This is a genomic window from Streptomyces sp. NPDC102278, assembly GCF_044766345.1.
Lineage (GTDB): Bacteria > Actinomycetota > Actinomycetes > Streptomycetales > Streptomycetaceae > Streptomyces.
The window spans coordinates 15,070-39,488 of record NZ_JBIWLV010000024.1 but is presented as its reverse complement, the minus strand read 5'-3'; the positions used below and the strand labels follow the sequence as shown (position 1 = coordinate 39,488).

General features: G+C 70.8%; 25 protein-coding genes and 1 CRISPR repeat array. Of the genes, 7 read left to right on the top strand and 18 right to left on the bottom strand.

Annotated features, from left to right (window positions below; translation table 11 throughout):
• Positions 1-128: 128 nt before the first annotated feature.
• From ACIRO3_RS33770 to ACIRO3_RS33755, 4 genes are all read right to left on the bottom strand, one after another.
• On the bottom strand, positions 129-1,277 hold the full coding sequence (locus tag ACIRO3_RS33770; protein WP_404143217.1) for a hypothetical protein: 1,149 nt from the start codon (positions 1,275-1,277) through the stop codon (positions 129-131).
• A gap of 190 nt (positions 1,278-1,467) precedes the next feature.
• Positions 1,468-2,142 (bottom strand): RICIN domain-containing protein, encoded by a 675-nt coding sequence (locus ACIRO3_RS33765; RefSeq protein ID WP_404143216.1) that lies wholly within the window; start codon positions 2,140-2,142, stop codon positions 1,468-1,470.
• Positions 2,143-2,177: 35 nt separating this feature from the next.
• On the bottom strand, positions 2,178-2,813 hold the full coding sequence (locus tag ACIRO3_RS33760; protein WP_404143215.1) for an RICIN domain-containing protein: 636 nt from the start codon (positions 2,811-2,813) through the stop codon (positions 2,178-2,180).
• Between the two features lie 72 nt (positions 2,814-2,885).
• Positions 2,886-4,469 (bottom strand): AbfB domain-containing protein, encoded by a 1,584-nt coding sequence (locus ACIRO3_RS33755; RefSeq protein ID WP_404143213.1) that lies wholly within the window; start codon positions 4,467-4,469, stop codon positions 2,886-2,888.
• A 579-nt stretch (positions 4,470-5,048) separates the two neighbouring features.
• Here ACIRO3_RS33755 and ACIRO3_RS33750 point away from each other — a divergent pair.
• A complete protein-coding gene (locus ACIRO3_RS33750; RefSeq protein WP_078998760.1) occupies positions 5,049-5,222 on the top strand; it encodes a CsbD family protein in 174 nt (57 codons plus the stop codon).
• A gap of 313 nt (positions 5,223-5,535) precedes the next feature.
• On the opposite strand, the gene ACIRO3_RS33745 is transcribed toward ACIRO3_RS33750, so the two are convergent.
• Positions 5,536-6,060, bottom strand: coding sequence for a DUF2000 domain-containing protein (locus ACIRO3_RS33745; RefSeq protein WP_404143211.1), 525 nt, complete (start codon positions 6,058-6,060; stop codon positions 5,536-5,538).
• A gap of 266 nt (positions 6,061-6,326) precedes the next feature.
• On the opposite strand from ACIRO3_RS33745, the gene ACIRO3_RS33740 reads away from it, so the two are divergent.
• Positions 6,327-6,821 carry an Lrp/AsnC family transcriptional regulator gene (locus ACIRO3_RS33740; protein WP_404143209.1) on the top strand — a complete coding sequence of 165 codons (495 nt, stop codon included), beginning with the start codon at positions 6,327-6,329 and terminating at the stop codon, positions 6,819-6,821.
• Between the two features lie 193 nt (positions 6,822-7,014).
• Here the strand turns inward: ACIRO3_RS33740 and ACIRO3_RS33735 are convergent, their stop codons facing one another.
• Positions 7,015-7,458, bottom strand: coding sequence for a MarR family winged helix-turn-helix transcriptional regulator (locus tag ACIRO3_RS33735; protein WP_404143208.1), 444 nt, complete (start codon positions 7,456-7,458; stop codon positions 7,015-7,017).
• A 120-nt stretch (positions 7,459-7,578) separates the two neighbouring features.
• Between ACIRO3_RS33735 and ACIRO3_RS33730 the strand changes: the two genes are divergently transcribed.
• Positions 7,579-8,499 (top strand): zinc-binding alcohol dehydrogenase family protein, encoded by a 921-nt coding sequence (locus ACIRO3_RS33730; RefSeq protein WP_404143207.1) that lies wholly within the window; start codon positions 7,579-7,581, stop codon positions 8,497-8,499.
• A gap of 337 nt (positions 8,500-8,836) precedes the next feature.
• Positions 8,837-9,353: direct repeats of the CRISPR family, unit length 29 nt; unit sequence CTGCTCCCCGCACGCGCGGGGATGACCCC.
• Positions 9,354-9,474: 121 nt separating this feature from the next.
• Here ACIRO3_RS33730 and ACIRO3_RS33725 read toward each other — a convergent pair.
• From ACIRO3_RS33725 to ACIRO3_RS33715, 3 genes are all read right to left on the bottom strand, one after another.
• Complete coding sequence (locus tag ACIRO3_RS33725; protein ID WP_404143205.1) at positions 9,475-10,920, bottom strand: carboxylesterase/lipase family protein; 1,446 nt, start codon at positions 10,918-10,920, stop codon at positions 9,475-9,477.
• Positions 10,921-11,102: 182 nt separating this feature from the next.
• Entirely contained in the window at positions 11,103-12,008 is a 906-nt protein-coding gene (locus tag ACIRO3_RS33720) for an MBL fold metallo-hydrolase (protein ID WP_404143204.1), read from the bottom strand.
• Between the two features lie 381 nt (positions 12,009-12,389).
• Positions 12,390-13,373 carry a helix-turn-helix domain-containing protein gene (locus ACIRO3_RS33715; protein ID WP_404143203.1) on the bottom strand — a complete coding sequence of 328 codons (984 nt, stop codon included), beginning with the start codon at positions 13,371-13,373 and terminating at the stop codon, positions 12,390-12,392.
• Between the two features lie 152 nt (positions 13,374-13,525).
• Between ACIRO3_RS33715 and ACIRO3_RS33710 the strand changes: the two genes are divergently transcribed.
• Positions 13,526-14,074: an SRPBCC family protein gene (locus ACIRO3_RS33710; RefSeq protein ID WP_404143201.1), complete on the top strand. Its 549-nt coding sequence runs from the start codon at positions 13,526-13,528 to the stop codon at positions 14,072-14,074.
• A 591-nt stretch (positions 14,075-14,665) separates the two neighbouring features.
• Here the strand turns inward: ACIRO3_RS33710 and ACIRO3_RS33705 are convergent.
• Positions 14,666-15,712, bottom strand: a complete 1,047-nt coding sequence (locus tag ACIRO3_RS33705) for a YihY/virulence factor BrkB family protein (RefSeq protein WP_404143199.1) — start codon at positions 15,710-15,712, stop codon at positions 14,666-14,668.
• Positions 15,713-15,801: 89 nt separating this feature from the next.
• On the bottom strand, positions 15,802-16,701 hold the full coding sequence (locus ACIRO3_RS33700) for an SDR family oxidoreductase (protein WP_404143198.1): 900 nt from the start codon (positions 16,699-16,701) through the stop codon (positions 15,802-15,804).
• 287 nt (positions 16,702-16,988) lie between these two features.
• Here ACIRO3_RS33700 and ACIRO3_RS33695 point away from each other — a divergent pair, with 287 nt between their 5' ends.
• Entirely contained in the window at positions 16,989-17,393 is a 405-nt protein-coding gene (locus ACIRO3_RS33695; RefSeq protein WP_361779362.1) for an STAS domain-containing protein, read from the top strand.
• Between the two features lie 114 nt (positions 17,394-17,507).
• Here the strand turns inward: ACIRO3_RS33695 and ACIRO3_RS33690 are convergent, their stop codons facing one another.
• From ACIRO3_RS33690 to ACIRO3_RS33675, 4 genes are all read right to left on the bottom strand, one after another.
• Positions 17,508-17,846, bottom strand: coding sequence for an STAS domain-containing protein (locus ACIRO3_RS33690; protein WP_366148608.1), 339 nt, complete (start codon positions 17,844-17,846; stop codon positions 17,508-17,510).
• Complete coding sequence (locus ACIRO3_RS33685; RefSeq protein WP_404143195.1) at positions 17,843-19,243, bottom strand: PP2C family protein-serine/threonine phosphatase; 1,401 nt, start codon at positions 19,241-19,243, stop codon at positions 17,843-17,845. Before ACIRO3_RS33685 ends, ACIRO3_RS33690 begins: the two co-directional genes overlap by 4 nt.
• Positions 19,243-20,046, bottom strand: coding sequence for an alpha/beta fold hydrolase (locus tag ACIRO3_RS33680; RefSeq protein WP_404143194.1), 804 nt, complete (start codon positions 20,044-20,046; stop codon positions 19,243-19,245). The genes ACIRO3_RS33685 and ACIRO3_RS33680 overlap by 1 nt, the downstream gene beginning before the upstream one ends.
• Before the next feature lie 231 nt (positions 20,047-20,277).
• Positions 20,278-20,628, bottom strand: coding sequence for a MerR family transcriptional regulator (locus tag ACIRO3_RS33675; RefSeq protein ID WP_404143192.1), 351 nt, complete (start codon positions 20,626-20,628; stop codon positions 20,278-20,280).
• A gap of 766 nt (positions 20,629-21,394) precedes the next feature.
• Between ACIRO3_RS33675 and ACIRO3_RS33670 the strand changes: the two genes are divergently transcribed.
• Entirely contained in the window at positions 21,395-21,784 is a 390-nt protein-coding gene (locus ACIRO3_RS33670; RefSeq protein WP_404143190.1) for an ATP-binding protein, read from the top strand.
• Between the two features lie 75 nt (positions 21,785-21,859).
• Here ACIRO3_RS33670 and ACIRO3_RS33665 read toward each other — a convergent pair whose 3' ends face one another.
• The 3 genes from ACIRO3_RS33665 to ACIRO3_RS33655 all read right to left on the bottom strand — a co-directional run bounded on the left by ACIRO3_RS33665 (position 21,860) and on the right by ACIRO3_RS33655 (position 23,523).
• Positions 21,860-22,306, bottom strand: coding sequence for a DUF2267 domain-containing protein (locus ACIRO3_RS33665; protein WP_404143188.1), 447 nt, complete (start codon positions 22,304-22,306; stop codon positions 21,860-21,862).
• Positions 22,307-22,479: 173 nt separating this feature from the next.
• Positions 22,480-22,875 carry a DUF2267 domain-containing protein gene (locus ACIRO3_RS33660; RefSeq protein ID WP_404143186.1) on the bottom strand — a complete coding sequence of 132 codons (396 nt, stop codon included), beginning with the start codon at positions 22,873-22,875 and terminating at the stop codon, positions 22,480-22,482.
• 198 nt (positions 22,876-23,073) lie between these two features.
• Positions 23,074-23,523, bottom strand: a complete 450-nt coding sequence (locus tag ACIRO3_RS33655) for an Hsp20/alpha crystallin family protein (RefSeq protein WP_404143184.1) — start codon at positions 23,521-23,523, stop codon at positions 23,074-23,076.
• A 129-nt stretch (positions 23,524-23,652) separates the two neighbouring features.
• On the opposite strand from ACIRO3_RS33655, the gene ACIRO3_RS33650 reads away from it, so the two are divergent.
• Positions 23,653-24,375 (top strand): HSP18 transcriptional regulator, encoded by a 723-nt coding sequence (locus ACIRO3_RS33650; protein WP_404143182.1) that lies wholly within the window; start codon positions 23,653-23,655, stop codon positions 24,373-24,375.
• The last annotated feature ends 44 nt before the right edge of the window (positions 24,376-24,419 follow it).

Genomic DNA, 24,419 nt, shown 5'->3' with positions numbered 1-24,419 from the left:
CCGGAAACTTCCCCACACGGGAAAACCCCCTGGTCGAATGGATCGGGAAATCCCCGCCCGGGTCAGGGGCGGGGTGGTCGAATGCCGTACGGCCGGCCCCGGTCACGGGCCGGCCGTACGTTCGGGGATCAGCCGCGGGTGCGGTTCTCGCCGTCCCGGGCGCGGTCGTACATGGTCTGCCAGAACGCAGCGGCCTCCTGCGCCCGGGTCTGCTCCCCGGCCCAGGCGCCCTGGCCGGTCTCGGCGGTGGCCGAGATCGTCTTCCAGAGCTCCCGCGCCGAGTCCCGGGACAGCGCCACGACGGCCTGCCAGTGCTCCGCCTGGGCGGTCGCGGCGGCCTGCTCGGCCAGCCATGCGCGCCGCGCCTCGCCGGAGTGGTCGGAGACCGCCTTCCAGGCCCGCTCCGCCTCGGCGCGGGCCTTGGCCGCGTCGGCCGCGCCGCGTACGGCGGCCTCGGCGTCCGTGGCCTCCCTGACCAGGCGCGTCAGCGTGTGGTGCCGTACCGCCTCCGCGTCGGCGACCTGCGTGCGGTAGGCCTCCAGGTCCAACACCGCGCCGGTCGCCCAGCCGTAGCCGAAGAACTCCGCCACGTCCGTGTCCGCGGCGCCCGGCCGCAGGGCCCAGCGCGCCGCGACCCGTACCTGTTCGCCCGGATCCTGATCGGCCCGGTCGCGCACGAAGTCCCGGCCCCTGGCCTCGACTTCCAGCCGCTGCCGCTCCCCGGACTCGCGCGCCGTCCGGTCGCGCTGCTGCGCGTCCGCGTATCCCGTCTTCACGAACGCCGCCTGCTCGGCGGCGCTGCCCTTCAGTGCCCGCGTCGCGGCCGCCCGCACCTCGGGGGAGAACCCCGCCGTGTGGGTGGCGGCCACCCGCTCGCAGAACGCCTTGTTGCGGGCACGGGTCTCCCGCGCGCGCTGCTTCGCGTAGTCGAAGCCGCCGCCGGGCGCGAACCACTCGATGAGCGCCTCGTCGCCGCGGGAGCTGCGCAGCGCGTTCCACGCCGACGTGCGCACCTCGGCGGCCGGGTGCGTCTTCGCCATCGACGTCACCTGTCGGCGCGCCTCCTCGATGGCGGCGGCCAACTCGGGCGAGAGCGCCTGCCCGTTCGCGCCGGCCGGGTCCGCGAAGGCGGAGGGCGCCCCGGTGGCCGCCACAGACGACGGTGCGAAGGCCGCGGCGCGGGCATCGGCCCATGCCGGTCCCACGCCCGCGACCGCGATCCCGCCGGCCAGCACCCCGACGCCCAGCGCCCGTGCGCCCCACCACTGACGACTCAACTCAGACCCCCTTGGGAAAAGAAGAAACGTGTTCAACGTGTCGTGTACACCGCATGCAGGGTGTGCACCGTGTGCCCCGCGTGCACCGTGTTCTCAGCGGTGGAGGGGCAGGGCCGTACAGCCGGCCCTGCCCCTCCACGAAGCTCGGTGGACGCGGCTCACGCGCCCCGCCCCGTCCCGCTCGGCAGGCTCACGTGACCTGCTGGACCTGCCACAGCTGGGCGGCGGTGCGGTTGCAGGTGTACAGCTGCGTGTTGACGCCGTCTTCCTTCTTTCCGCCGGCGACCTCCAGGCACATGCCGTCGGTGTGCGTCGGCTGTACCTCGTACAGCTTGCGGACGGGGTCGACGAGCATCAGCTCCCAGCGCTGGTGCTTGTTGCCCCCGCACGCCCACTGCTGGATGACCGAGCCCGACTTGGTGCCGGCGCCCTCCACTTCGAGGCACTTGCCGCTGAGCACGGAGCGCAGTTCGAAACTCCCGCCCGGTGTGGCGACGGCGGTCCACTTCTGGGCGGTGGTGCTGCCACAGGTGGACTGCTGGACGTCGACGCCGTTCGTGGTCTTGGCGGCTTCGACGTCCAGGCACTTGCCGCTGTGGGAGGCCGTGAGCCGGACGACCGTCTGCGGCAGGGCGGCGCGGGACGCGGCCTCCTGCGCCGCGGCGGCCGCGGCCAGGGCCGCCTCGCGCGCCGCCTTGGCGGCGTCGTCCGCGGCGCCGGCGCGCGCCTTCTCGGCGGCGATGCGGGCCGCTTCGGCCGCGGCGCGGGCGTCGGCGCCCGCGTCGGCCTGTACGGCGGTCGCGGTGCCGGCCAGCAGGGCGACGGTGGCGCCCACGGCCAGGACGGCCCGGATGATCCGAGACATGATGGGGTCCCTTTCCTCTTGCGTGTTCAGGGTGCTCAGGCGGCCGTGACCGGTTGGAGGCGCCACTTCTGGGCGGCCTTGCCGTTGCAGGCCCACAGCCGGGCGCTCGCCCCGTCCTCGTTGCCGGTAGAGGCGATGTCCAGGCAGCGGTTCAGGTTCGCCGGCGTGTGGGCGGGCCGCAGCTCGTACAGGTCCTTGGCGATGTCGACCGTGACCAGGCGCCAGCGCTGCTGCGGCGCCCCCACGCACCACCACTGCTGGACGAGCGTGCCGGCGCTGGTGCTCGCACCCTCGACGTCGAGGCACTTGCCGCTGTGGCCGGCCCGCAGCTCGAAGGTGCCGACGCCGGTGGGCACCAGGTCGAACCGCTGGTTCTCGGCGCCCTCGGCACACGCGGACTGGACGGCGTTGACGCCGTTGCGCAGGCCGGCCTTGGGGATGGTGAGGCACTGGCCGCTGTGCTCGACCCTGAGCTGTACGGCCGAGGGGGCCGGGGCCTCGGCGGCGACCCCGGCAACAGCCGTGACAGCGGTGACAGCGGTGACAGCGGTGTCAGCGGTGTCAGCGGTGATCGTGGTGGGCTGTTCGTCGGCGACGGCGATGGTCACGCCGCCTGCGAGCGCGGCGAGACTGGCCCCGACGGCCAGGACGGATCGGACGATCCGAGACATGGGGTGTTTCCGTTCTTCTCAGGTCTGGAGGTGAGGACGCGGTCGGCCGCAGTCAGCCGCGGTCGGCCGCGGTCAGCGCGCGAGCGGGGTGGTGAGCTTCCAGGAGGCGTCCTGCGTGAAGTCCTTCTCCGCGTCGTAGCGGTTCTTGCCGCCCGTCTTGTCGGCCGCGTACAGGTCGCCCCAGTGCTGCCGCAGGAAGCGGCCCGGCCGGCTCGCCGACTCGAAGGACGTACCGGAGCCGCTCAGCCCCTTCTTGGCGCACCAGGTGGCGTCCTTGCGGAACTGCGCGCTGTTGTCGCTCGCGATCATCTTGACCCGGAGGTCCTTCTCGGCCAGGTAGTGCCCGGGCTTGCGGGCGGACTCGAAGGAGTAGCAGCCCGGCTGGCCGCCCAGCGCGGACACGACGACCCAGGTGGCGTCCTCGCGGTCGGCCTGCCGGGAACTCGCGGACAGCGGGGCGAGGAACGCCTCGCCGGCGTCGACGCCGGACTGGCGGACGAAGAAGCCGGCCGGTTTGCCGCTCGCCGGTTGCAGCGACTGCCGCTTGGCCCGGTACAGGCTGTCCTCCTTGAGGAACTGCGCGACCTCCTCGTCGCTGCCGGCCAGCGCCTTCTTCGCGACCGCGACCAGGTTCGGGTTCATGCCGGTCTTCTCGGCGGCGGTCTGGATCTGCAGCGCGAGCCGGCGGTTGGCTGCGGCGACGGCCTTGCGGCGTGCCTCGTCGTCCTTCTTGTACGCCTCTTCGGCGCCGGTGTGGATGAACTGCTTCCACACGGCGGGGTCCGGGCTGAGGACCGCGCGCTGCGCCGCCGCGAAGAGTTCGCTGTCCTTGGCGTCGGCCGGTGCGGTGCGCAGGAGTTCGCGGATGAAGTTGTCGTCGGCGAGGGCCAGCGTGGCGTCGGACGGCGTGATGCGGAACAGGGCGGCGGCGTTGGTGCGGGCGGCGAGCTCCTTGCGGCGCTCGGCCTCGGCGCGGTTCTTCTCCTCCAGTTCCTTCAGCTCGATGGCCACGTCGCGCCGCTGGGCCTCGCGGGCGCCGTTGGTGATGAACTCCTGCCAGGCGGCGGGGTCACCGGCCAGGGCCCGCGCGGCGGCGGCGCGGACCTCGGGACCCGCGGCCACGTGCCGCATCACGGCGCGGATGAAGTTGTCGTCGCTCAGGTCGAGCAGGTCGGGGCTGTTCGGGATGCCGACCGCGATCAGCGCCTGGGACTTGGCGAGGCGGATCGCGCGGGCGGCGTCGGCCTTGTCCTTCTCGCGCTGCTTGTCGACGGCGTACGCGGCGTGGATGCCGATGGTAATGAACTGGACGTGGTCCTCGGCCGGCTCGCTCGTCATGGCGGCCTCGGCGGCCAGTCGTACGGACTCGAAGTTCTCCCCGCCGTCCCGGGCCTTCTGCCAGAGCGCGTGGATGAAGTCGTGGTCGCTGAGCAGCAGTACGTCCGGGCTGGGGTCGAGACGCACCACGGCGGCGGCGTCCACCCGCTGCTTTTCGGTGGTCCCGATTCCCGCGGCCGCGGCCACGGCACCCGACGGGGCGGCGACGGCGGCGAGGGGCGCGGCCATGCCGGTGACGGAGGCCAGAGCGGTGGCGGTCACCAGGCCGTGCGTGAGGGCCCTCCGCATGCGGGCGGAGTTCGAGTGGCTCTTCTTCATTCTGCTTTCGGATCCCCCTGTTGGCTCCCGCACACGGTTCCCGTTGGGGTGCGGGGTGGTCGGAGGGGCAGTCTTGAAGATCGCAAAGAAAGCGTCAAAACGGATCTGCCGGTTCCTGGCCTGCACGAAAACAGATCCGCCGGGCAGACGTTGACTTTCCGTCAAATTTTGACCACAAGTTCGCTTGTCACGTCGGCAAACACCTTCAGCAATGTGCGGAAGCGATGAGTCTGCGGAGGACCACTTCGCGGACCGAGTCGCCACCCGGCTCCCCCCAGGCCCTGTCGACCCCGGTGGCACACGGACCGCGGGGCGCCCGCGACACGGCCGGGCCACGTCGACCGCCCCGCTCCGAGTGAGGTGTGAGGGAAGTGTGTGCAGGCACACACCGAATGAGCAGTGTCGTGGGGCGGAGTATCATCCGCGCCTTTCGACAGCTCCCACGACGCCGGCCGCCGGCGTGTGAAGGGCGGGGCCTGGGGATGGAGGTTCGGGGCTTTGGGGGTGGGGGGTTTGCGGGCGGCGTTCGGGAGCAGGAGGACGGTCACGACCAATCCGGTACGTCACGAGGAGGTCCCGATGTCGGGCACGGAGAAGAGCAAGGCGCACGTCGAGCAGGCCAAGGGCAAGGTCAAGGAGGGTGTCGGCCGCGCCGTCGGCAACCAGCGCATGACCGCCGAGGGCCACGCCGACCAGGCCAAGGGCAACGCCCGCCAGGCCAAGGAAGACGTCAAGGACACCTTCCGCCACTGACCCGCGCGCACGGCCTCGGCCGCTGCGCTCGTGACCCGCGCACGGCCTCGGCCGCTGCGCCCGCTGGGCCCCGACCTACTCCCCCAGGTCGGGGCCCAGACACGTTCTCCGCCGCCCGCGAACGCGCCCTCGCACCCTCGCACCCCGGCAGGACATCGACCTTCGCGACCGCCGCGACCGCCGCCGGCCCCGGCCCCACCCGAACTCCGAGACGCGGTGGGCCCGTCCGCGACCGCGCACGGCTCCTGGGTGCTCCACAGGGTCGTGGCGCCGAGGTCCCACCCTGTCCGGGCCGCCCCGAGCGCATCCCGGCTCAGGGCATGAGGGAAAGTCTGCCCACGGTCTTGTCGACCCAATTGCGCGGGCCGACGATGCTGACTGCGCAGTACTCGATGTCCTCGGTCCGGGTCTTGCCCACGGCAGTGATGAACTCGCTGTAGACACGGGTGCTCTGGGCGGCTGCGGGCACATCGGCCACGAAGGTGTCGGTGCGGGATGCCGCCTTGGCGCGGATGGCACGCAGCGTGGCGGAGTCGGCGACGAGCACCGAGCAGCCCGTCCAGGGCAGCCCCTGGTGTACTACGCCTTCCGCGTCGTCGGCGTTGGCGCCCAGCAGGCCGGGGACCGAGGCCACCGTGGGGGCCGCGGCGCAGACGGCGGCGTTGGCGGCCCGGCCGGGTGGGAGGTCGGAGTCGACGACCACGACCCACTTCAGCCGGGCTTGGCGGGTGGACAGGGAGTAGTCCGTTTCCTCGGGCGTGAAGCCGACCGCCGTCGTCAGGCCGGACGCCATCGTCAGGCCGGCTGCCGTCGTCTTGGGAGCGTTCACCAAAGACATGTGACCTCTTGTCCTCTTTGCTTGTTCGGCCAGGTGGGGAAGAGGTTAGGCAGATGTGCGGGTCTGCGACGCTGATTCTGAACTTCGTTCGCCGAGTGCGGGAGCTTCGGGGGTTTCGGCGGACGTGATGCGCCCGTTGTGGGAAATCCGCGGCATCCGTGCGGGGCGGCGGGCCGGTCATTCGTGTTCCGTCAGCCGGCGACCGTATGCAGAAGCCCAGGCAACGTGGTCGGCAGCCGCACTTCGTGCGCCGTAGGGTCGGTTTCATGGAACTTGATGCGCTGGATCTGGCTCTTCTGCGGGAGCTGCAGAACGATGCCCGCCAGACCAATCGTGACCTCGCGGCCAAGGCCGGAGTCTCCCCCTCCACATCACTGGAGCGGGTACGGCTACTGCGCGAGCGGGGCGTGATCACCGGCTACCACGCCGCCCTGGACCTCGACGCGGCCGGCCGGCCCGTTCAGGCACTCATCTCGGTACGCATCCGGCCCCCGGCCCGGCCCGTCATCGAGGGGTTCCGGGAATGGGCCGCACGTCTGCCGGAGGTGATCGGCCTGTTCGTCACCTCCGGCACGCACGACTTCCTCCTGCACATCGCCGTCCCCGACGTCGACGGGGTGTACGCCTTCGTCATCGACCGCCTCACCGAACGCAGAGAAGTCGCCGACGTGCAGACCACCATGGCGTACGAGCACGTCCAGTCCCGCTGCATCGAGCCGGCCGGTCCCGATCGCCCCCGCGCCTCACGCAGAACCCGCTGACTGACCGGCGCTGCTCCTGGCCCCGTACTCGTGCCCCGCACTCCGTACTCCGAAGGGCTTCCGGAGAGGGAGCCGGGGCCCGCGTCGTCGTGCGGCTGTACCGCCGGCGGCGGGCGGGGTGCGGGCGAACACGACAGAGGCAGAGACGGCTCTTGGCCTTGGCCCTGGCAGCGGAAAAGACGCGTGGGCCGGGCTACACCTCATACACCCGGGTCAGCAGCTCCATCAGCTGCCGGCCTTCCGTCTCGCTGAGCGGTGCCAGAAACTCGGCGTTGGCCCGTTCGGCCAGGGCCGCGCATCGCTTCAGGGTCTCCACGCCCGCCGGTGTCACCGTCACCGCGTTCTTGCGGCGGTCCCGCGGGTCAGCTGCGCGCACTGCCAGCCCGGCATCCTCCAAGTGGTTGACCAGGAGGACCACATCCTTTGCGTCGAAGCCCAATTGGCGCACCAGATCCGCCTGGGCGACCGGGCCGTACTCGCACACTGCCGCGAGCACCGCGTGATGTGTCAGCTTCAGCCCTTCCTCGGCGATTGCCCGGGTGACCAGGCTCCGGCCGTGTGCCGCCACCCGGCCGGCCAGCCAGCTGGGCAGGGATTGGATGTGCGCCAAAGCGCGCGGGTGTTCGGCGCGAGTCATGGTCCCAGGCTATCCCCAAAGTCGTTGGACTTCCCAATGATCTGGTCTTACGGTAGACAATCCATTGGGAACCCCAATGGTTTCTGTCCTGTCTGCCCTGCGTCACACCCGGAGGTGTCCATGCGTCGTGTCCGCCATGAGGCCGGCGGCCCCAAGACCCTTTTCGCCGAGGAGGCCCCCGTTCCGGAACCCGGCCCGGACGAGCTGCTCGTACGTGCCGAAGCGATCGGAGTCACGCTGCCGGTCGTACGCAAGGTGCGGGAGGCGGCCGAACCCGTCCCGCTCGGTGGCGAGGTGGCAGGCACCGTCGTCGCCGTCGGGGAGGGTGTCACCGGCTTCGCCGCAGGAGACCGCGTCACCGGGCTCTGCTTCTCCCACGCCTACGCCGAACTGGCCGTCCTCCACCAGGCGATGACCTCACCCGTACCCGACCGGGCGACCGCCGTGGACGCGGTGGCCCTTGTCCGCAGCGGCCTGGTCGCGCGCGGCGCCTACGAGGCCGGTCGCCCCCGCCCCGGCGACGCCGTTCTGGTTACCGCAGCGGCCAGTGCCGTCGGCACGCTGGCCCTGCAGTACGCGAAGGCAGGCGGCGCATCCCGCGTGGTCGCGGCCGTCAGCAGCGCGGACAAGGAGGAGTTCGTCCGCGCCCTGGGCGCCGACGAGGTCGTCCTGTACGAGGACGAGTCCTGGGGCGCTCCGGTCGACATCGTCCTTGACGGGGTCGGCGGAGAACTCCTCAACCCCGCGGTGCGCGCCTTGGCCCCCGGCGGCCGCCTGGTCGCCTTCAGCTCGGGGGGCGGAACCATCGACGCATACGAACTACTCATCCGGAGCGCCTCGGTCATCGGCTTCCAGATGGCGGCCATCGCCAGGGGCAAGCCCGACGTGTACGCGCGATGGCTCGACGAGCTGTGGGAACTGCACCGCAACCGCACCGTGCGCCCCCACGTGTTCGCCGAGATCCCCCTCGCCGAAGCAGCGCGTGCCCACGAGATCATCGAGTCCCGCCGCAACCTCGGCAAGGTCGTCCTGATCCCCTGATCCCCCTGATCCCCTGAGACGTGGACAGGCAACCCCACGGAGCCCGACCGCCGCGGCGACCCCGGCCTTGCGCGGCAACGTCGATCGCCTCACCGTCGGCTGGGACGTCCCAGAACCCGGCACTGACTCCTACGGCCTCGGCACCATCCGTGCCCGTGCCCGCCCACGCCCACGCCGAACATGGGTCCGGACCTACGGGAGCAGCCGCGCCTTGCCCCTGAAGGGAAGCCATCCGCCCCCGCCGAACACAATATTGCACCTTACGCCCGGTATGCCGGATTCCACGAAAGTGCTTCAAAACGGCGGTTGAACCAGATATCGTCCCAGCTCAGCAAGCCTGCTCCCCGCACGCGCGGGGATGACCCCGCCGCGCACGGCCAGGAGATCGGCGGCTGGACCTGCTCCCCGCACGCGCGGGGATGACCCCCAGCTCCAGGACGACCGACTCCGGACTGATGTCTGCTCCCCGCACGCGCGGGGATGACCCCACCGGGCGTCCGGACGGGACCTCGATGAGGCGCTGCTCCCCGCACGCGCGGGGATGACCCCACGGAGCCGTCCGCGCGGCGGCACACGACGTCCTGCTCCCCGCGCGCGCGGGGATGACCCCTCGTTGCCGACGTTGGTCAGCTGGAATTGGTTCTGCTCCCCGCACGCGCGGGGATGACCCCGACTGCCCCGAACTCCTCGACCTGGCCGCCGCCTGCTCCCCGCACGCGCGGGGATGACCCCGAATTCGGCGACGCCTCCAAGGAGTGGTGGAACTGCTCCCCGCACGCGCGGGGATGACCCCGAGAAGGGCTTGATCCGGACGCGGGCACCGGTCTGCTCCCCGCACGCGCGGGGATCCTCGGCCTGGTGGTCGCGGTACGCGAGGGTCCTTGGGCGGGCATCGCGAGTGCCGCTTCCCCGCCGTCGGTGCGTGACGCTGGCGCGCGGCGGCGTTGCTGGCGGGTGGCGGTTGGCGGTTGGTGGTCAGGCGGCGCCGATGTGCTGGATGTGGCCCCCGGCCGGTTCGTGGACGGGCCAGCCGGGGTTGCCGGTCTCGGCGAACCGTATCCACGATTGGTGCATATAGGTGGCGAGTGGCGCGGGCGGTTCGGCGGTGCCGAGGAGCCCGCGTGGGCCGCGCAGCGACGGTAGGGACAGGCAGTCGAAGACGAACGGCAGCTCCACGACGTGGCCGGCGCCCAGTTGGCCGTCGATCGCGTCGGAGCGCCAGGCGAATTCGTAGCGGTACGTCCGACCAGTCGCGGCGCTCGCGTGTGCGGCGGCCATCTGGTGGGTGCCGTTCGTGAACAGTCCGTCGCTGAGGATGGCGGTGCGCAGGTCGGCGGCTGAGGCCGCGGGGCGCTGTGTTCGGTAGGCGCGGACCGCCTCGTCGGGGTCCGGGTGGAACTTTGCCGCGGTGTCCCGGACATCGGCATCGGTGGTGCTCGCCAGAAGTCCCAGCGGGGCCAGGTAGAGGGCGCCTTCGTCGCGATTGGTGCCGATCAACAAGTCGATCTCGCTTCCCTGGCCGGCGGCGACCGCGGTGACCGGCTGGTGCTCGCCGACCAGGCTGAAGGAGGTGATCCCGCCGAGCGGATCGTGGTGAGTGGAGGTGCGCAGGTCCAGGCCGGTCAGGCCGGCCGTGACGGCGACGAGCTGCTCGTCGGGTACGTCGGCCAGGGCCTTGGCGGTGGGTTCGAGCTCCAGCCGGCGTCCGACCGCCGCGGTGACGACGCCGGCCTGGTCGGGGGTGAAGGCGCCGGTGCCGCTGCCGCTCTGGATGACGGCCCGTCGGAACAGACCTGTAGAGGCCGGGTCGGCGAGGACGCCGCCGACGATGGTGGCTCCGGCGGACTGGCCGAAGAGCGTGACGTTCCCGGGGTCGCCGCCGAAGCAGGCGGCGTTCTCCCGGATCCAGTGCAGGGCGGCCAGGACGTCGAGCATGCCGCGGTTGTCCGGAGCGTCGGGCAGGTGCAGGAAACCGGGGATGCCCAGGCGGTAGTTCACGGTGATCAGTACGACGCCGTCGCGGGCGAAGGCCGTACCGTCGTACAGCGGGGCTCGGTTGGAGCCCGCGACGAACCCCCCGCCGTGTACGAACACCATCACCGGCCGGGGCGGCCCGCCCGGGTGCGGGGCCCAGAGGTTGACGGTGAGGTAGTCGTCGCCGCGCTTCCCGCCCGGGCCGAAGTAGGGCCACATGTCGAGGGTGCCGAAGGAGTCGCGGGCGGGCTGGGGTGCGGTCGGTCCCGGCCGGGTGCTGTCACGGATCCCTGTCCACCGTTGGTGCGGGCTCGGCGCGGCGAAACGCGCGTGGCCGACGGGCGGTGCGCAGTAGGGAACATCGAAGAAGACGGTCCCGTGTGCGTGGCGGCGACCGCGTACAGGGCCTGAGGTGGTGGTGACGATGGTGGGATCGGCGGGTTCCATCTCTGATCTCCTGGTTGCTGCTTGCTGCTTGCGGCGGCTTGCTGGTTGCGGCTTGCTGGTTGCTGATTCCCGGTTGCTGACCGCCGGCCGGTGTCTGCGGTCTGCCGGTTGCCGGTTGCCGGTGGCTCATGTGGGCGACGGCGCTCCGGGGTGGCTGGAGCGGCCGCGGGCTGGTGTCGGGGTCAGTACCGGGTGATCGGCGCCCACTTCTTGATCGCGAAACCACTGCCCTGGTGCTCGACCTCCAAGGCACTGTGGCCGCTGAAGTGGGCGGGGAGGACGAGGGCGCCTGTGTCAGCGGCCCGGCCGAGCAGCCTGCGGCGGGTGGTGCGGGCCTGGGCCGGGTCCTGACAGAAGCAACTGTTGTGGTCGGGGTGCGTGACTTGCAGAGGGGTGTGCATCAGGTCGCCTACGAACAGGGCCCGGTCACTGCCCGAGGTCAACGTGACGACACTGGATCCGGGTGTGTGGCCCGGGGCTGCTTCCAGACGCAGGCTGCCGTCGATGGTGTGGCCTTCCTCCCACAACTGCACCTGTCCCGCGGCGTGCACGGGGGCGACGCTGTCCTCGAAAACGTTCTCGTTGACGCCGCCGGTGACGTCCGGGTTGTTCGCCGGGTTCCAGAACTCGAAGTCGGCCTTGGGCATCAGGTAGGTGGCGTTCGGGAACGTGGGTACCCAGTCGCCGTCGATCAGGCGGGTGTTCCAGCCGACGTGGTCGACGTGCAGGTGGGTGTTGATCACCAGGTCCACGTCTTCGGGCCGCACACCGGCGCGCGCGAGGTTGCCGAGGTAGTCCAGCCGCAGGCGGTCCCACGCGGCGACGGCCGGGCGGGCCTTGTCGTTGCCGACGCCGGTGTCGACCAGGATGATCGTGCCCTCGCTGCGCAGCAGCCAGGTCTGCAACGCGACATGGACCAGTGCGTCGTCGGCGCCCAGGTGGTCGGGCACGAGCATGGCCCGCTGGTCCTTCCATGCCTGCTCGGGCAGGTCCGGGAAGAACTGGTCCGTTGGCATGATCGGCCCGTGCATCTCCTCGATCCGGGTGACGGTGACGTTGCCCAAGGTGATCTCGTGGGTGTCCTGCATGGTGCTTCTCCGTTCGGTGGGCGGGCGTGGAGTGGGCGGGGTGCGTGACGGGGCGGTGCGACGGGCGGTCGCGACGGGTGGTGCGACGGGCGGTGCGACGGCGCGGCATGACGGGGCCCGTCGCACCACCCGTCGGCAAGGACGCGGTAGACCGGGAACATGCCGGTGCAACTCCCCGCCGGGTTTGATGCCTACGGCGGTCGGTGGTTCAGGTGGGAGTGGCTGCCATCGTGCTGGACGAACCCGACCAGGCCGGGGCCGTTGAGCGCGGCCGGCAGCGGCCGAGCGCCCGGTGACGCCTGTGACGCGCGCCCGGTGATGCACGCCCGGTGAGGTGCCCGGTGAGGTGCCCGGCGACGCGCCCGGTGACGTGGTGCGAGGTCAGGCAGTGGCGCCCCGGGGCCCTCTCGGCACCGGGTCGGCCGCGACGCTGTCCTGAGTGAGGCCCTGGGTGACGGCCAAGGTGGTGACCTGGGTGACGGCCTGGGCAGTGACCTGGTTGATGGTCTGGGTAGTGACCTGGTTGACGGTCTGGGCGAGCAAGGTCAGCGCGGCCCGTGAGGGCGAGTCCGCCTCCGTGGTGGCCACCACCACCTGGGGGCCCGGCCCGTGGCTCATGGTCTGCTGAATGACGGTCAGCGGGCCGATCAGCGGGTGCCGCATCTCGTAGGTGTCAACGGTGCACGTCTTGACCCGATGATCGGCCCACATCGAGGAGAACTCGGCGCTCTTGGCACTCAGTTCGCCCAGCAGTGCGTGCAAGGCGGTGTCCTGCGGGTGTTGGGCCGCCACCAGGCGCAGGTTCCCCACCACCGCCCTGGCTTTGCTCGGCCAGTCCGCGTACAGGTCTCGGGTATGACAGTCGAGGAACACCAGCCTGGCCATGTTGGGACGTTGCCCCGGCAGGTCCGGGGCGCCACGGTCCAGGTGCCCGGCGAACAGCGCGTGGCCCAGGCGGTTCCACGCCAGTACGTCACTGCGCAGACCGAGCACGATCGCGGGAACGTCCGCCAGCACGTCCAGCAACTGAGCCGTCGCCTCCGTCACGCGCTCCGGCGCAGGCCGCCGGCCCTGAGTACGACGCCTGTCCGCCCGTACCAGGTCGTGCAGGTACCGCCGCTCGGCCTCGTCCAGCCGCAGAGCCCCGGCGATCGCGTCCAGTACCTCGGGCGACGCGCTCAGCGACTGCCCCTGCTCCAGCCGGGTGTAGTAGGAGGCGCTCACCCCCGCCAGCAGCGCCAACTCCTCGCGCCGAAGGCCCGGCACACGTCGACGCTCCCCATAGGTGGGCACTCCGACATCCTCGGGACGCAGTTGGGAGCGTCGCGCCAGCAGGAAGTCCCCGAGCTGCGATTTTCCGGTCATGGATCCGAGTATGGGCCGACTCGAAACGCGCAGCCTGCCCCAGCTGTGGATAGGCACCAGCGGGTCTGGCTCCCCGCCAAGCCCGGTGATGACATGGGCATCCCCGACGCGGTAGCCATCCCCCACCCACACCACCCACCCAGGAGGACGCCTTGAGCACCACCACCAACGAACACGATCTCTTCGAGTCCTTGGACCCATCCGCCTTCGCCTTCACGAGGCGCGCATGGGTCGATGCCGCTCCCGCCCGGGTCTACGACCTGGTCAGTGAGGTGTCCGCGATCGGCCGCTGGAGCCCCAACGCGACCGACGTCCGGTTCGATCAGGGCGCCGGCCCTCGGGTCGGCGCCTGGTTCAGCGGCCGCAACCGGAAGGACGGCAGGGAATGGACCACCCGTTCCCAGGTCGTACGAGCCGACCCCGGCAACGCCTTCGCCTTCGTGGTCGGCGGCGCCGAGGACGGCATCGTGCGGTGGAGCTGGACCTTCCGCCCCCAGGGACGCGGAACCGTCATCGAACAGTCCTGGCAACTCCTGCGCTTCGACCCGGTGCTGGGCACCGCGCGCGGCGACGTCGACACACTCCGCGATTACATGACGAACAGCGTCGAAGCCACCCTGATCTCCCTCGCCCAATGGATGGCCGAAGATGGATCGCCGAAGACTGAGGTTCCCGGGTGTGGGTCGCACTGCACCGACTGAGGCAGGGAGCGGCGCGACACCGTGCTCAGGCGGCTTCGCCGCTATCGGCTCGTGTGAGGGCCGTGGAAGGGTTCGATCATGGACCCTGCCCGGCCTTCGGCGTTTCGCTCTGCGTGTGAGGGAACGCTCGGCTGTGACGGGATGGTGGCCGGTGCATGGGCGGAGGGACTGCCTGTCGGGTTGGCCCATGGTGGACCGTGACCTGCTTCTGGCGGCCGACTCCAAGGGCGGAGCCGTCGGAGCCCGGGCCCCGCTGGTGAACGACCCCGAGCTGGACGACGCGTCCTTGACGGCGCCGGCGATCGGCTGGGCGGTGGACCAGAACAAACCGGTCCGCGGTTGGTTCACCGCGCACGGCCGGGGCTGGCTTCCCGCCCGACCGGACGCCGCCGGCGCCATGCGCAAGACGTTCTCGAAACCACCGACGACGCCTCGGGAGGCACCGGGTACTGGGTCAACGGCGACGACATCGTCCTGCGCTCCAGCTGATGCGCGTTCGCTGAGGCGGGTTCGCTGAGGCGGGTTCGCTGAGGCGGGTTCGCTGAGGCGGCTCCCTCCGACTCGTGCTCCGATCAGCCGGCCCGCGTGCGGTTACTTCTCCATGCGGCGGCGGTCCCCGTCGTTCCACGCGCGAGTGTCGCGGGGCTCGACGTAGGGCTCCTCGTCCTCGGGCAGGCCGCCGGCGATCGCGCGCTGTCGGACCATTTCCGCGTCGAACTCCAATCCGAGGAGGATCGCGAGGTTCGTGATCCACAGCCACACGAGGAAGATGATCACGCCGGCGAGGGTGCCGTAGGTCTTGTTGTAGGAGGCGAAGTTCGCGACGTAGAAGGCGAAACCGGCCGAGGCGGCCATCCAGATCACCAGGGCGAGGAAACTGCCCGGGGTCACCCACCTGAAACCGCGGCCCTTGGCGTTGGGGGCGGCCCAGTACAGGAGCGCAATCATGATCGTGACGAGGAGGACCAGGACCGGCCACTTCGCGATCGACCACACGGTCAGGGCGGTGTCGCCCATCCCCAGTGCGGTACCCACCTGGCGAGCCAGGTTGCCGGAGAAGACCACGATCAGCGCGCTGGCGCAGGCCAGGACCATCAGCGTCACGGTCAGGCCCAGGCGCAGCGGGAGGACTTTCCACACGGGGCGGCCCTCGGGCATGTCGTAGACGGCGTTCGCGGTGCGGATGAACGCGGCGATGTATCCGGAGGCGGACCACAGGGCGATGAGGAGGCCGACGATCGCCAGCAGCGAGCCGACGCCGGAGTGGCCCTGGAGTTGCTGTACGGCGTTGGTGACGACGTCTCGTGCCGAGCCGGGTGCGAGTTTCTGCAGGTTGTCCAGGACCTGCTTCGTCGCGGACTCCCCCGCGATGCCGAGCAGGGACACCAGCACGAGCAGGGCGGGAAAGAGGGCCAGGATTCCGTAGTAGGTCAGGGCCGCCGCCCGGTCGGCGAGCTCGTCGTCCTTGAACTCCTTGACGGTGCCGCGCAGGATCGCCTTCCAGGAGCGTTTGGGCAGCTCGGTCAGCTGGTCGGGCGCCTGCTCCTCCACCTGCGGATCGGGCCCCGGCGTGCTCTCGCGGCCGGTTTCCCCGCGCTCGTCGTCCCCGCCTCGGCCTCGCATTGGTGTGCGTGTCATACCCTGCGGCTTTCCATCTCGGCGTGACTCATGTCAGCCGAGGTGGCCGAGAGCCCGGTTTCTTCCGCGAGGACACCTGGGAACGGCGTTCATTTCGCGTGCCGGAGGTCTTCGTCGGCGCGGCCGCCGGCGCCCAGCATGCCCGTTGTCTCGAAGCGGGTGGATGGTGCCAGGCGGGGCAGTTCGGTACGGGCGATGCGGGTGACGATCGGCGGCAGGGCGGCGCGCACCGGCTGGACGGCGCGCAGCCAGGCGGGCATGTAGACGGATGCGCTCCGCCGTTCGATGGCGCCGACCAGCCGTGCCGCGACTTGCTCGGCCGGGTACACCTTGCGTGCGGGCGCCGGCATGTGGGCGCGGAGCTCACGCAGGACGGCGTGACGGTCGGCGTCGTGGATCATGTCGGTGTCGGTCCAGTTGATGTAGGCGATGCCGACTCCCACGCCTTCGTGGGCGAGTTCCGCGCGCAGGGCGTGGGCGAAGGACTCGACTCCGGCCTTGGAGGCGCAGTAGGCGCTCATCAGGGGGGATGTTCCCATGGCGGCCAACGAGGCGATCTGCAGGTAGTAGCCGCGGGTGCGCAGGAGCGCCGGGAGGCAGGAGCGGGCTGTCACGGCGCTGCCGATGAGGTTCACCTCGATCACGCGACGCCAGGTGTCCGGGTCGGACAGGGCGAACGGGCCGCCTTCGGCGACGCCGGCGTTGGCCACCACCACGGATGCGGGTCCCAGGCGGGCGTCGACGCTTCGGGCAGCCTCTGCCATCGCCGTGTCGTCGGTGACGTCGACCTCCCAGCAGGCCGCGTCGTTGTGCAGCGACCGGGCGACCTCCGCCAGGAGCGGGGCCTCCAGTCCCAGCAAGGCGACCCTCGCGCCCCGCCGGTCGAGTTCCCGCGCCATGGCGGCGCCCAGTCCTCGGGCCGCGCCTGTGATCACGGCGGTCCGGCCCAGCAGGGGGGATCCTGCGCTTCGCAATCCCGGCAGGGCCATGAGGCCTCCACTCGTGGGGTGGATCGGCGAATCTCGTGGGGTGGATCGGTGAATCCGTGGTCTCGGGCCCGCGTCGTGCGGCCTGTCGGCTGGTTCGACCCTCACCGTCCAGGATGCCAGGCACAGGACCAGGCACAAGTGGCGGGCGAGTGGGTTCACCAGGACCCCCCGGACCGCTGTCCACGACATCCGGGGTCAGGGTTCAGCGCGCCTCGCACCGACTCCGGCGGGCGCCGGGCAAGGATGGGGCCCCGTGGGCCTCGGTGCCCGCGGGGGAAGGAGATCGAATGGCCACCACGGGTGTCCGGCATTACAGCAGCTCGGTCTTGGTCCGTGTCGGCGGGGACCTCGACGAAGAGGCGGGCGTGGCACTGCGGCAGGTGCTGGACGACGTCGACGTGTACGCGCGGGATCTCATGGTCGATCTGCACGAGGTGGCGTCCATGGACGCCTCCGGTCTGCTGCACCTTCTGGATCTGCACCGGCGCGCGGAATGCCTCGGTCTGCGGGTCCTGGTCACCGGCTGGCAGCCCCGGCCCCAGCAGTTCATGGCCCAGCTCGTCGGCATCCCCGGGCGCGGCTCCTCCACCGGGGAGCGGTACGCGGTGGCGGGCTTCCGCCGCCTCATCGAGCAACGCGCACGGCGCGCGCGGGACGTCGGCATCGGAGCCGGTTCCCTGTCCCACGCGTGAGAAGTGGTGGGGCAGCCATCATGAGCGGCGTGTCCCGCTGCCTCACGTCCCTCCCGCCCCTCACGTCCCTCCCGCCCCTCACATCCCTCACGTAGGACGTGTCCGGGTATCGGGTCAGGCGCTCACGGCGGTGTGCGTGTCGGGGTGAAGGGCGAACACCTGGTCGAGGCCGACGATGCGCAGGACGCGGAGCGTGTGGGCGGGGACGGCGGCGAGGGCGATGTCCGCCCGGGCGGCGAGGGCGTGGTTGCGGGCGGCGAGCAGGGCACTGATGCCGCTGGAGTCGCAGAATTCCATGCCGGCCAGGTCCACCACGAGGCGTTGCCCGGGCTGGAGGTCGAGTGTGGAAACCCGCTCGCGCAGTCCCGTGGCGTTGGCGTAGTCGAGTTCGCCGGTGATCTCCAGGACGGGACCGGTGGCGGCGTTTCGGGTGGAGATCTTCAGTGGGCTCATGGGGTGTTCTTCGTTGCCGGGGCGGGAACCGGATGGGGCGGGACACCAAGGGCGAGCAGGGCGGTGTCGTCGTCGAGGCCGGTGCCGAAGTCGTCCAGGAGGGCGGCCAGTGCCTGGATGACCGCGTGTGGGGGTTTGCCGGCGTGGCCGGCGGTGAAGTCGCGCAGTGCTTCGTCCCCGTAGAGGGCCGTGCGTCCGTCGCCGATACGGGCTTCGGTGAGGCCGTCCGTGTAGAGGAGGAGCGTGTCGCCGGGAGCGAGGGTGGTGGTGGCGGTGGTGAAGTGGGCGCCGGGGAGGATACCGATCAGGAGGCCGCCGGGAGTGGGCAGGAAGTCCGCTGTGCCGTCGGCGCGCAGGACGAGGGCCGGTGGGTGCCCGCCTGCGGCGAGCTGGATGGCGGCGTGCCCGGTGACGGGGTCGGCGTCGAGGATGCCGAAGATGGCGGTGCAGTAGCGGGGGTCGCCGCCGCTGTAACGCTCGTGGAGGGCTGTGTTGAGGGTCGAGAGGGCGGAGACGGGGTCGGGGTCGTGCAGGGCGGCCGTACGCAGGGTGTAGCGGGTCAGGGAGGTGACCGCGGCGGCTTGGGGGCCCTTGCCGCACACGTCGCCGAGGAAGAAGGCGAAGCGCCGGCCGTCGATGGGGAAGACGTCGTAGAAGTCGCCGCCGAGCCGGTCCGGGGAGGCGGTGCGGTAGTGGGCGGCCGTCTCCACCCCGGGGATGGCCGGCAGGGTGTCGGGCAGCAGCGATGCCTGGAGTACGGCGAGGGCGTCCTGGAGCCGGGCCCGGTCGGCTTCCGCCCGTCGCAGGGCTTCGTCGGCCGCTTCTCGGGCCTTGTCGGCGGCCTCGCGGGCTTCTTCGGCGGCTTCTCGCGCCTCGTCCGCCGCCTCTCGCGCCTCGTCGGCCGTTTCTCGGGCCTCGTCGGCTGCTTCTCGGGCCCGCAGGAGTTCCTGTTCGTACGCACGCCGGTCCCGGCCGTCGAAGAGTGTGGTGCGGATGAGCAGCGGGTCACCGGAAGCGCCGTGCTTGACCACGGAGGAGACCAGCACCGGCATTCGGGCGCCGCCGGCCTGTTTGATCTCCAGGGCGATGCCGCCGAGCTCACCTTGCATGCGTAGCAGCGGGGCGAAGTGCGTCTCGTGGTAGAGCTTGCCGCCCACGGTCAGCAGGTCGGTGAACCGCATCCGGCCCACCACCGCGTCCCTCTTCAGGCCGAGCCATCCGAGCAGCGTGGCGTTGATCTTCGCGATGGTGCCGTCCATCAACGTGGACAGGTACCCGCACGGGGCGCTCTCGTACAGTTCCTCGGCGCTGTCCTCCACCAGCGCGGCGAACGTCGCGTCCGAGGCATCCTCCTCGTCCGAGCCGTGCGCCTCGGGCTGCTGCCCGGTACGGCACATCACCGCAGGCCGGCCAGGAACCCGGTGATCGCCTCGTTGGTGGCCTCGGGTGCGGACAAGTGCGGGCAGTGGCCGGTCGCGTCGAGGGTGACGAGTTTCGAGCCGGGGATCGCGTGGTGCACGAAGGCGCCGACCTCGCGCGGGGCGATGACGTCCTGGGTGCATTCCAGCACCAGCGTCGGCACGCTCACGCTCTTCAGGTCGTCCCTCGAATCCGACAGGAACGTGGTCCGGGCGAACACGCGCGCCATGGCCGGGTCGGTGGAACAGAAGCTGTTGTTCAGCTCCTCACCAAGCTCGGGCCGCTCCGCGTTCCCCATGATCACCGGTGCCATCGCGGCCGACCAGCCGAGGTAGTTCGATTCCAGCGATTCGAGGAGTTCGTCGATGTCCTGGGAGCTGAAGCCGCCCCGATAGCCCTCGTCGTCGATGTATCGGGGAGACGGGGCGACCATCACCAGCGCCCCGATGCGCTCCGGGGCCATCCCGGCGGCCAGTACACCGATCATCGCGGAGACGGAGTGCCCGACGAACACCGCGTCGCGCAGGTCGAGCCCGTCACAGATCTCCACCACGTCCCGTGCGTAACCGTCCAAGGAGGCGTACCGGTCCTGCGAGAACGCGGACGGATCCGCGCGGCCCGACCCCACGTAGTCGAAGAGCACCACCCGGTGGTCCCGGGCCAGCGCGGGCACGGTCAGCCGCCACATGTTCTGGTCGCAGCCGAATCCGTGGGCCAGCACCACCGTCGGCCCCTGCGGATTGCCCGTCACGGTGACGTTGTTCCTGCGCTGAATGTCCATGGCCACCAGTTTCTCAGTCTTCGTTCGTCTGCTTGCGCATGCCCACGCACGCCCGGATCAGCTGCGGATGCGCCCGCCACTTGCACACGTGTGCTCGGGCGACTGCCAAGAAGCAGCCCGCACGCCACTTCCCGCCTCGCGGGCGGGGGCCCGGGGGATCCGGCTGGCCCCTGGGGATCCGGCGGGGCCCGGCGGGCTTGTACTACCTCACGTACTCCTTCGGGTACCCCCTCAGGCTGCGGACGCCGGGTCCGTCGATTCGGCGGTGCGTCGGTACGCGGCGTTGAGGCGCTGCGCTTCTTCGAGTTGGTCTTCGAGGATGACGATGCGGCAGGCGGCCTCGATCGGGGTGCCCTGGTCGACGAGTTCGCGGGCGCGGGCGGCGATGCGCAGTTGGTAGCGGGAGTAGCGGCGGTGTCCACCGGCGGAGCGCAGCGGTGTGATGAGGCGGGCTTCGCCGATGGCGCGGAGGAACCCTTGGGTGGTGCCGAGCATTTCGGCGGCCCGGCCCATCGTGTAGGCGGGGTAGTCGTCGTCGTCCAGGTGGCCGCCGAGCGGGCCGGTCGGTTTCTCTGCTGTCATCGCACCTCTCTCGGGAACGTCTCTGGTCGAACGTCTCTCGTGGAACGTCTCTCGTGGAACGCGTGGAGGGGCCCTGGTGCCTGTGGCACCAGGGCCCCGAAGGAACTGCTACACCATCTGCCGGCCCTGGTACTGCGCCGGCCTTCTGTGTCCGCAGACCCGACCGATACGCGATCGGGGGTGCGGGGATCGCGGTTGCTTGACCGGAGACCACCTCACTGTCGATGTCCTGCGGTACCCGGACCCTGTCACCGCGTCCGGGCGATCCTGATGGCGCTTCGCCCCTCCGTTCATCCCTCGAATCTGCTGACTTCATTACTGGGTACTGCCGGGAACTGCCGAGTACCGCCGCCACTGAGTCGACCGCGGTACTGCTTGCGGCGGCCCCTGATCACTGCGGGCCACCCGGTCCAGTGGCCAGTCCCGTCGCCGTCCTGCAACCACTCTGGCTTCGAAACTCCACCACCGCACCGTCCTGCGTACTGCACCCACCTGTATTGCAACTGCCTGTACTGCGGTATTGCTGCCCGGCAGTTCGTCTCTGCCAGGCTCTGCTGATCTCTGCTGATCTCGGCTACGAGAGAAACCATAACCACACCGCCGCCCAATGTCTAATCCGGCCGGCATAGATTTTTGTGGGCTCGGTGATGAGGAAATCAGGTCTGTCGGGGTTGACCGGTCCCGGACCGGGGCACAACACGCGGGCAGGGCAGGACACGGCATCGCCGGTACGGAGACCGCCGGTATGAAGACCAGGGAGCACCCGATGGACACAGTGAGCGTCGATGCCACGGCCGCCCGTTCCACGAGCGCCGTCGCCGAGGCACGCGAGGTCACCCGGACCTTCCTGGAGGCCCTGTGGCCGGCCGTCGATGCCGAGACCGCCGACACCGTGGTCCTGGTCGTCTCCGAACTCGTCACCAATGCCCTGCGCCACGGCGGCGGTACGTACGCTCTGTGCCTGACCGCGCAGCCCGGCACCATCGACGTGGCCGTCGAGGACCCCAGCCCCGAGCTGCCGCGCATGCGGATCCCCGACCTGCTCCACGGCACCGGAGGGTTTGGCTGGCACATGGTCAACGACCTCTCCCGCGCGACCGTCGTCACCCCCACCCCCGAAGGCGGCAAGATCGTGCGGGCCCTGCTCCCTCGATGAGAGGCCGCGCCCGTGGTCGGACGGTGGACCTGATGGGACGCACGGGCGAGGGCGATGGAAGGCCGGGAAGGCCGGTCAGGCGGCTGTGGGCTGGGGTCGGCGGAGTCGGGCCTGTCCGAAGAGGAGGGCGTAGTCGTCGGGGAGCCGCTGGAGGACGCGGGCGATGAGATCGGGCCCGGCCAGACGCGTGACCGCGGCGAGGACGGCGCCGGTGTCCCAGCGGGCGACGGCCGGGCTGACGCCGGTCTGCGCGGCCAGCCCCTTCACGAACCCCCAGCCGGTGAGTTGCTCGGCGTCGGGGGCCGAGCAGGTCAGGGCGAGGGCCGCTTCGACGGGCAGGCACTGTGCGAGGTCGACCCGTTCGTCGCCGGTGATCTGCCGGCCGAGTGCGGCGAGAACGGTGCGGACGGCCTCTTCGGCGCGTTCGCGGGTGGGGTAGGCGCCTTCGTAGCGGACACGTTCCAGCATCTGGTCGAACGTCATCGCGGGGGCGGGCCGGTTCGGTCGAGGCTGGTCGTACATGGCTGCGGTTGCCTTTCTCTGCGAGGGATCCGGTCTTCGTCCGGCGGGGCCGGTGGTGGCAGGTGGGTTGCCGTTCGTGGTGGTCAGGTGGGTTGCGGTTTGTGCTCAGGCGGGTTGCCGGTGCCGGCAGGTGGCTTGTCTGTCGTGCAGCTCAGGTGGGCTTCTGCGGGTGGTCAGGTGGGTTGGGGGTGGCCGAAGAGGAGGTCGTAGCCCGGAGGGAGCTGGAGCAGGATCTCGCCGGTCAGGACGTCTCCGGCGGCGGCCGCCACGGTGGACAGGACGGCGCCGATGTCCCAGAGGGCCGTCTGCTCGGTGGCGCCCTCGATCCAGGCCGCGGTCGCGCGGACGAAACGCTCCGGCGAGAGCGGCTCCACGGCTTGCAGGGGGTTGAGGAGGATCAGGGCGTAGGTCTCGGGAAGACGTGCGGCGAGGGCGGCGCGCACGGTACCGACGAGGTGGGCACCCAGCAGGGCCAGGACGACGCGGGCCACGCGATCGGCTTCTTCCGTGGTTGCGTACTCGCCGTGTTCCCGGACGTGGTCCAGGAAGGGTTCTCGGCGCATCGACATCACGTCACCTCCGGAGGAGGGAAGGGAGAGGGATGGCGGAAGACCGGGAGTGCCGCGGCCGGGGGCCCGGCCATCCCCGCGGGCCGGCAGGCGGTCAGCTGGAGGCCTGCCTGCCGCCGGCGGCGCGGTGGATGCCCGGGGTCTCGCGGGCGGTTCGGTTTCCGGTCTTCCGCCGTGGGGTGGAGAGTCGGTGACCGGTCAGCCGGCGATCTGCTTGTGATCGTCCTGCTTCTGATCGTCGGCTCGGCCGATGCTGATCTTGCGGGGCTTGGCGCGCTCGGCGATCGGGATCCGCAGGGTCAGGACACCCGCGTCGTAGTCGGCCTGGATGCGCTCGGTGTCGAGAGTGTCGGCCAGCACGATCTGGCGGGAGAAGACACCGAGGGGTCGCTCGGAGAGCTCCATCTGCACGGTGTCCGTCTTCGCGACCGGGCGACGCTCGGCCTTCACTCGCAGCATGTTCCGTTCGACGTCGATGTCGATCCCCTCCGGGTTCACGCCCGGGAGGTCGAAGGCGATCACGTACTCCTCGCCCTCGCGGTAGGCGTCCATCGGCATCACGGACGGCTTCGACCAGGTCCCCGACGTACCCGACAGCTGCTGGACGATCCGGTCCATCTCACGGAACGGGTCGGTGCGCATCAACATCGCGAAACACCTCCACTTGGTTCAGGCAGAAACTGCCAATGCGCTTCAACGTGCTTCTGTTGTAGCATGTCATCGGAACGATGACAAGCGGAACGTCATCTGGAGGATGACAAGCTGACGGAGAGTCCCGTGACCGAAGCCGCCCCTCAGGCCGCACCACAAGGCGCATCGCAAGCCGCCCCTCAGGCCGCCCCGCCCACGGCAGTGCCTTTCCTCGCCGCCGCCGCCGCTCTGGAGGCCATCAGCCGGTCCGTGAAGGAAGCACAGCAATCCGGCGCGGGAACGCCGACGACCGCAGCGCCACCGGCGGCCGACTCCGGCCCGCACCCGGCCTTGGCCGCCCTGCTGACGCTGCGCGAGATCCGCGAGCAACTCGCCGGATGGGAGAGCCCACTGATCGAAACGGCCCGCGGCCGGGGCGCGAGCTGGGCCGAGCTCGCCGGCCCCCTCGGCGTTGCCAGCCGCCAGGCCACCGAACGCCGCTACCTGCGGCTTCGCCCCGGTACCGCAGGCAGCACCGGAGACCAGCGCGTCCAGGCCACCCGCGACACGCGTGCCGCCGATCGCACCGTCATCGCCTGGGCTCGTGACAACGCCGCCGACCTGCGCCGCCTCGCCGGGCGGATCACCGCCCTCACCGACCTGCCCGCCGGCGCCGAAGGAACGGTCTGCGACCTGAACCAGGCACTCGCCGACAACGACGCCGCCCGCCTCCTGCGGCCCCTGACCGCCACCCGGCCCCACCTGGGGCCCGAGAACGCCGAAGCCGCCGAACTCGCCGAACGCATCGACGCCCTGACCCGACACACCGACCAACTCCGCCAAGACAGCCACGACCAGCGCAACACCTGAACAAGGCGGGCCCGCATCGTCGCCGCGACACGGGCCCTTCACTG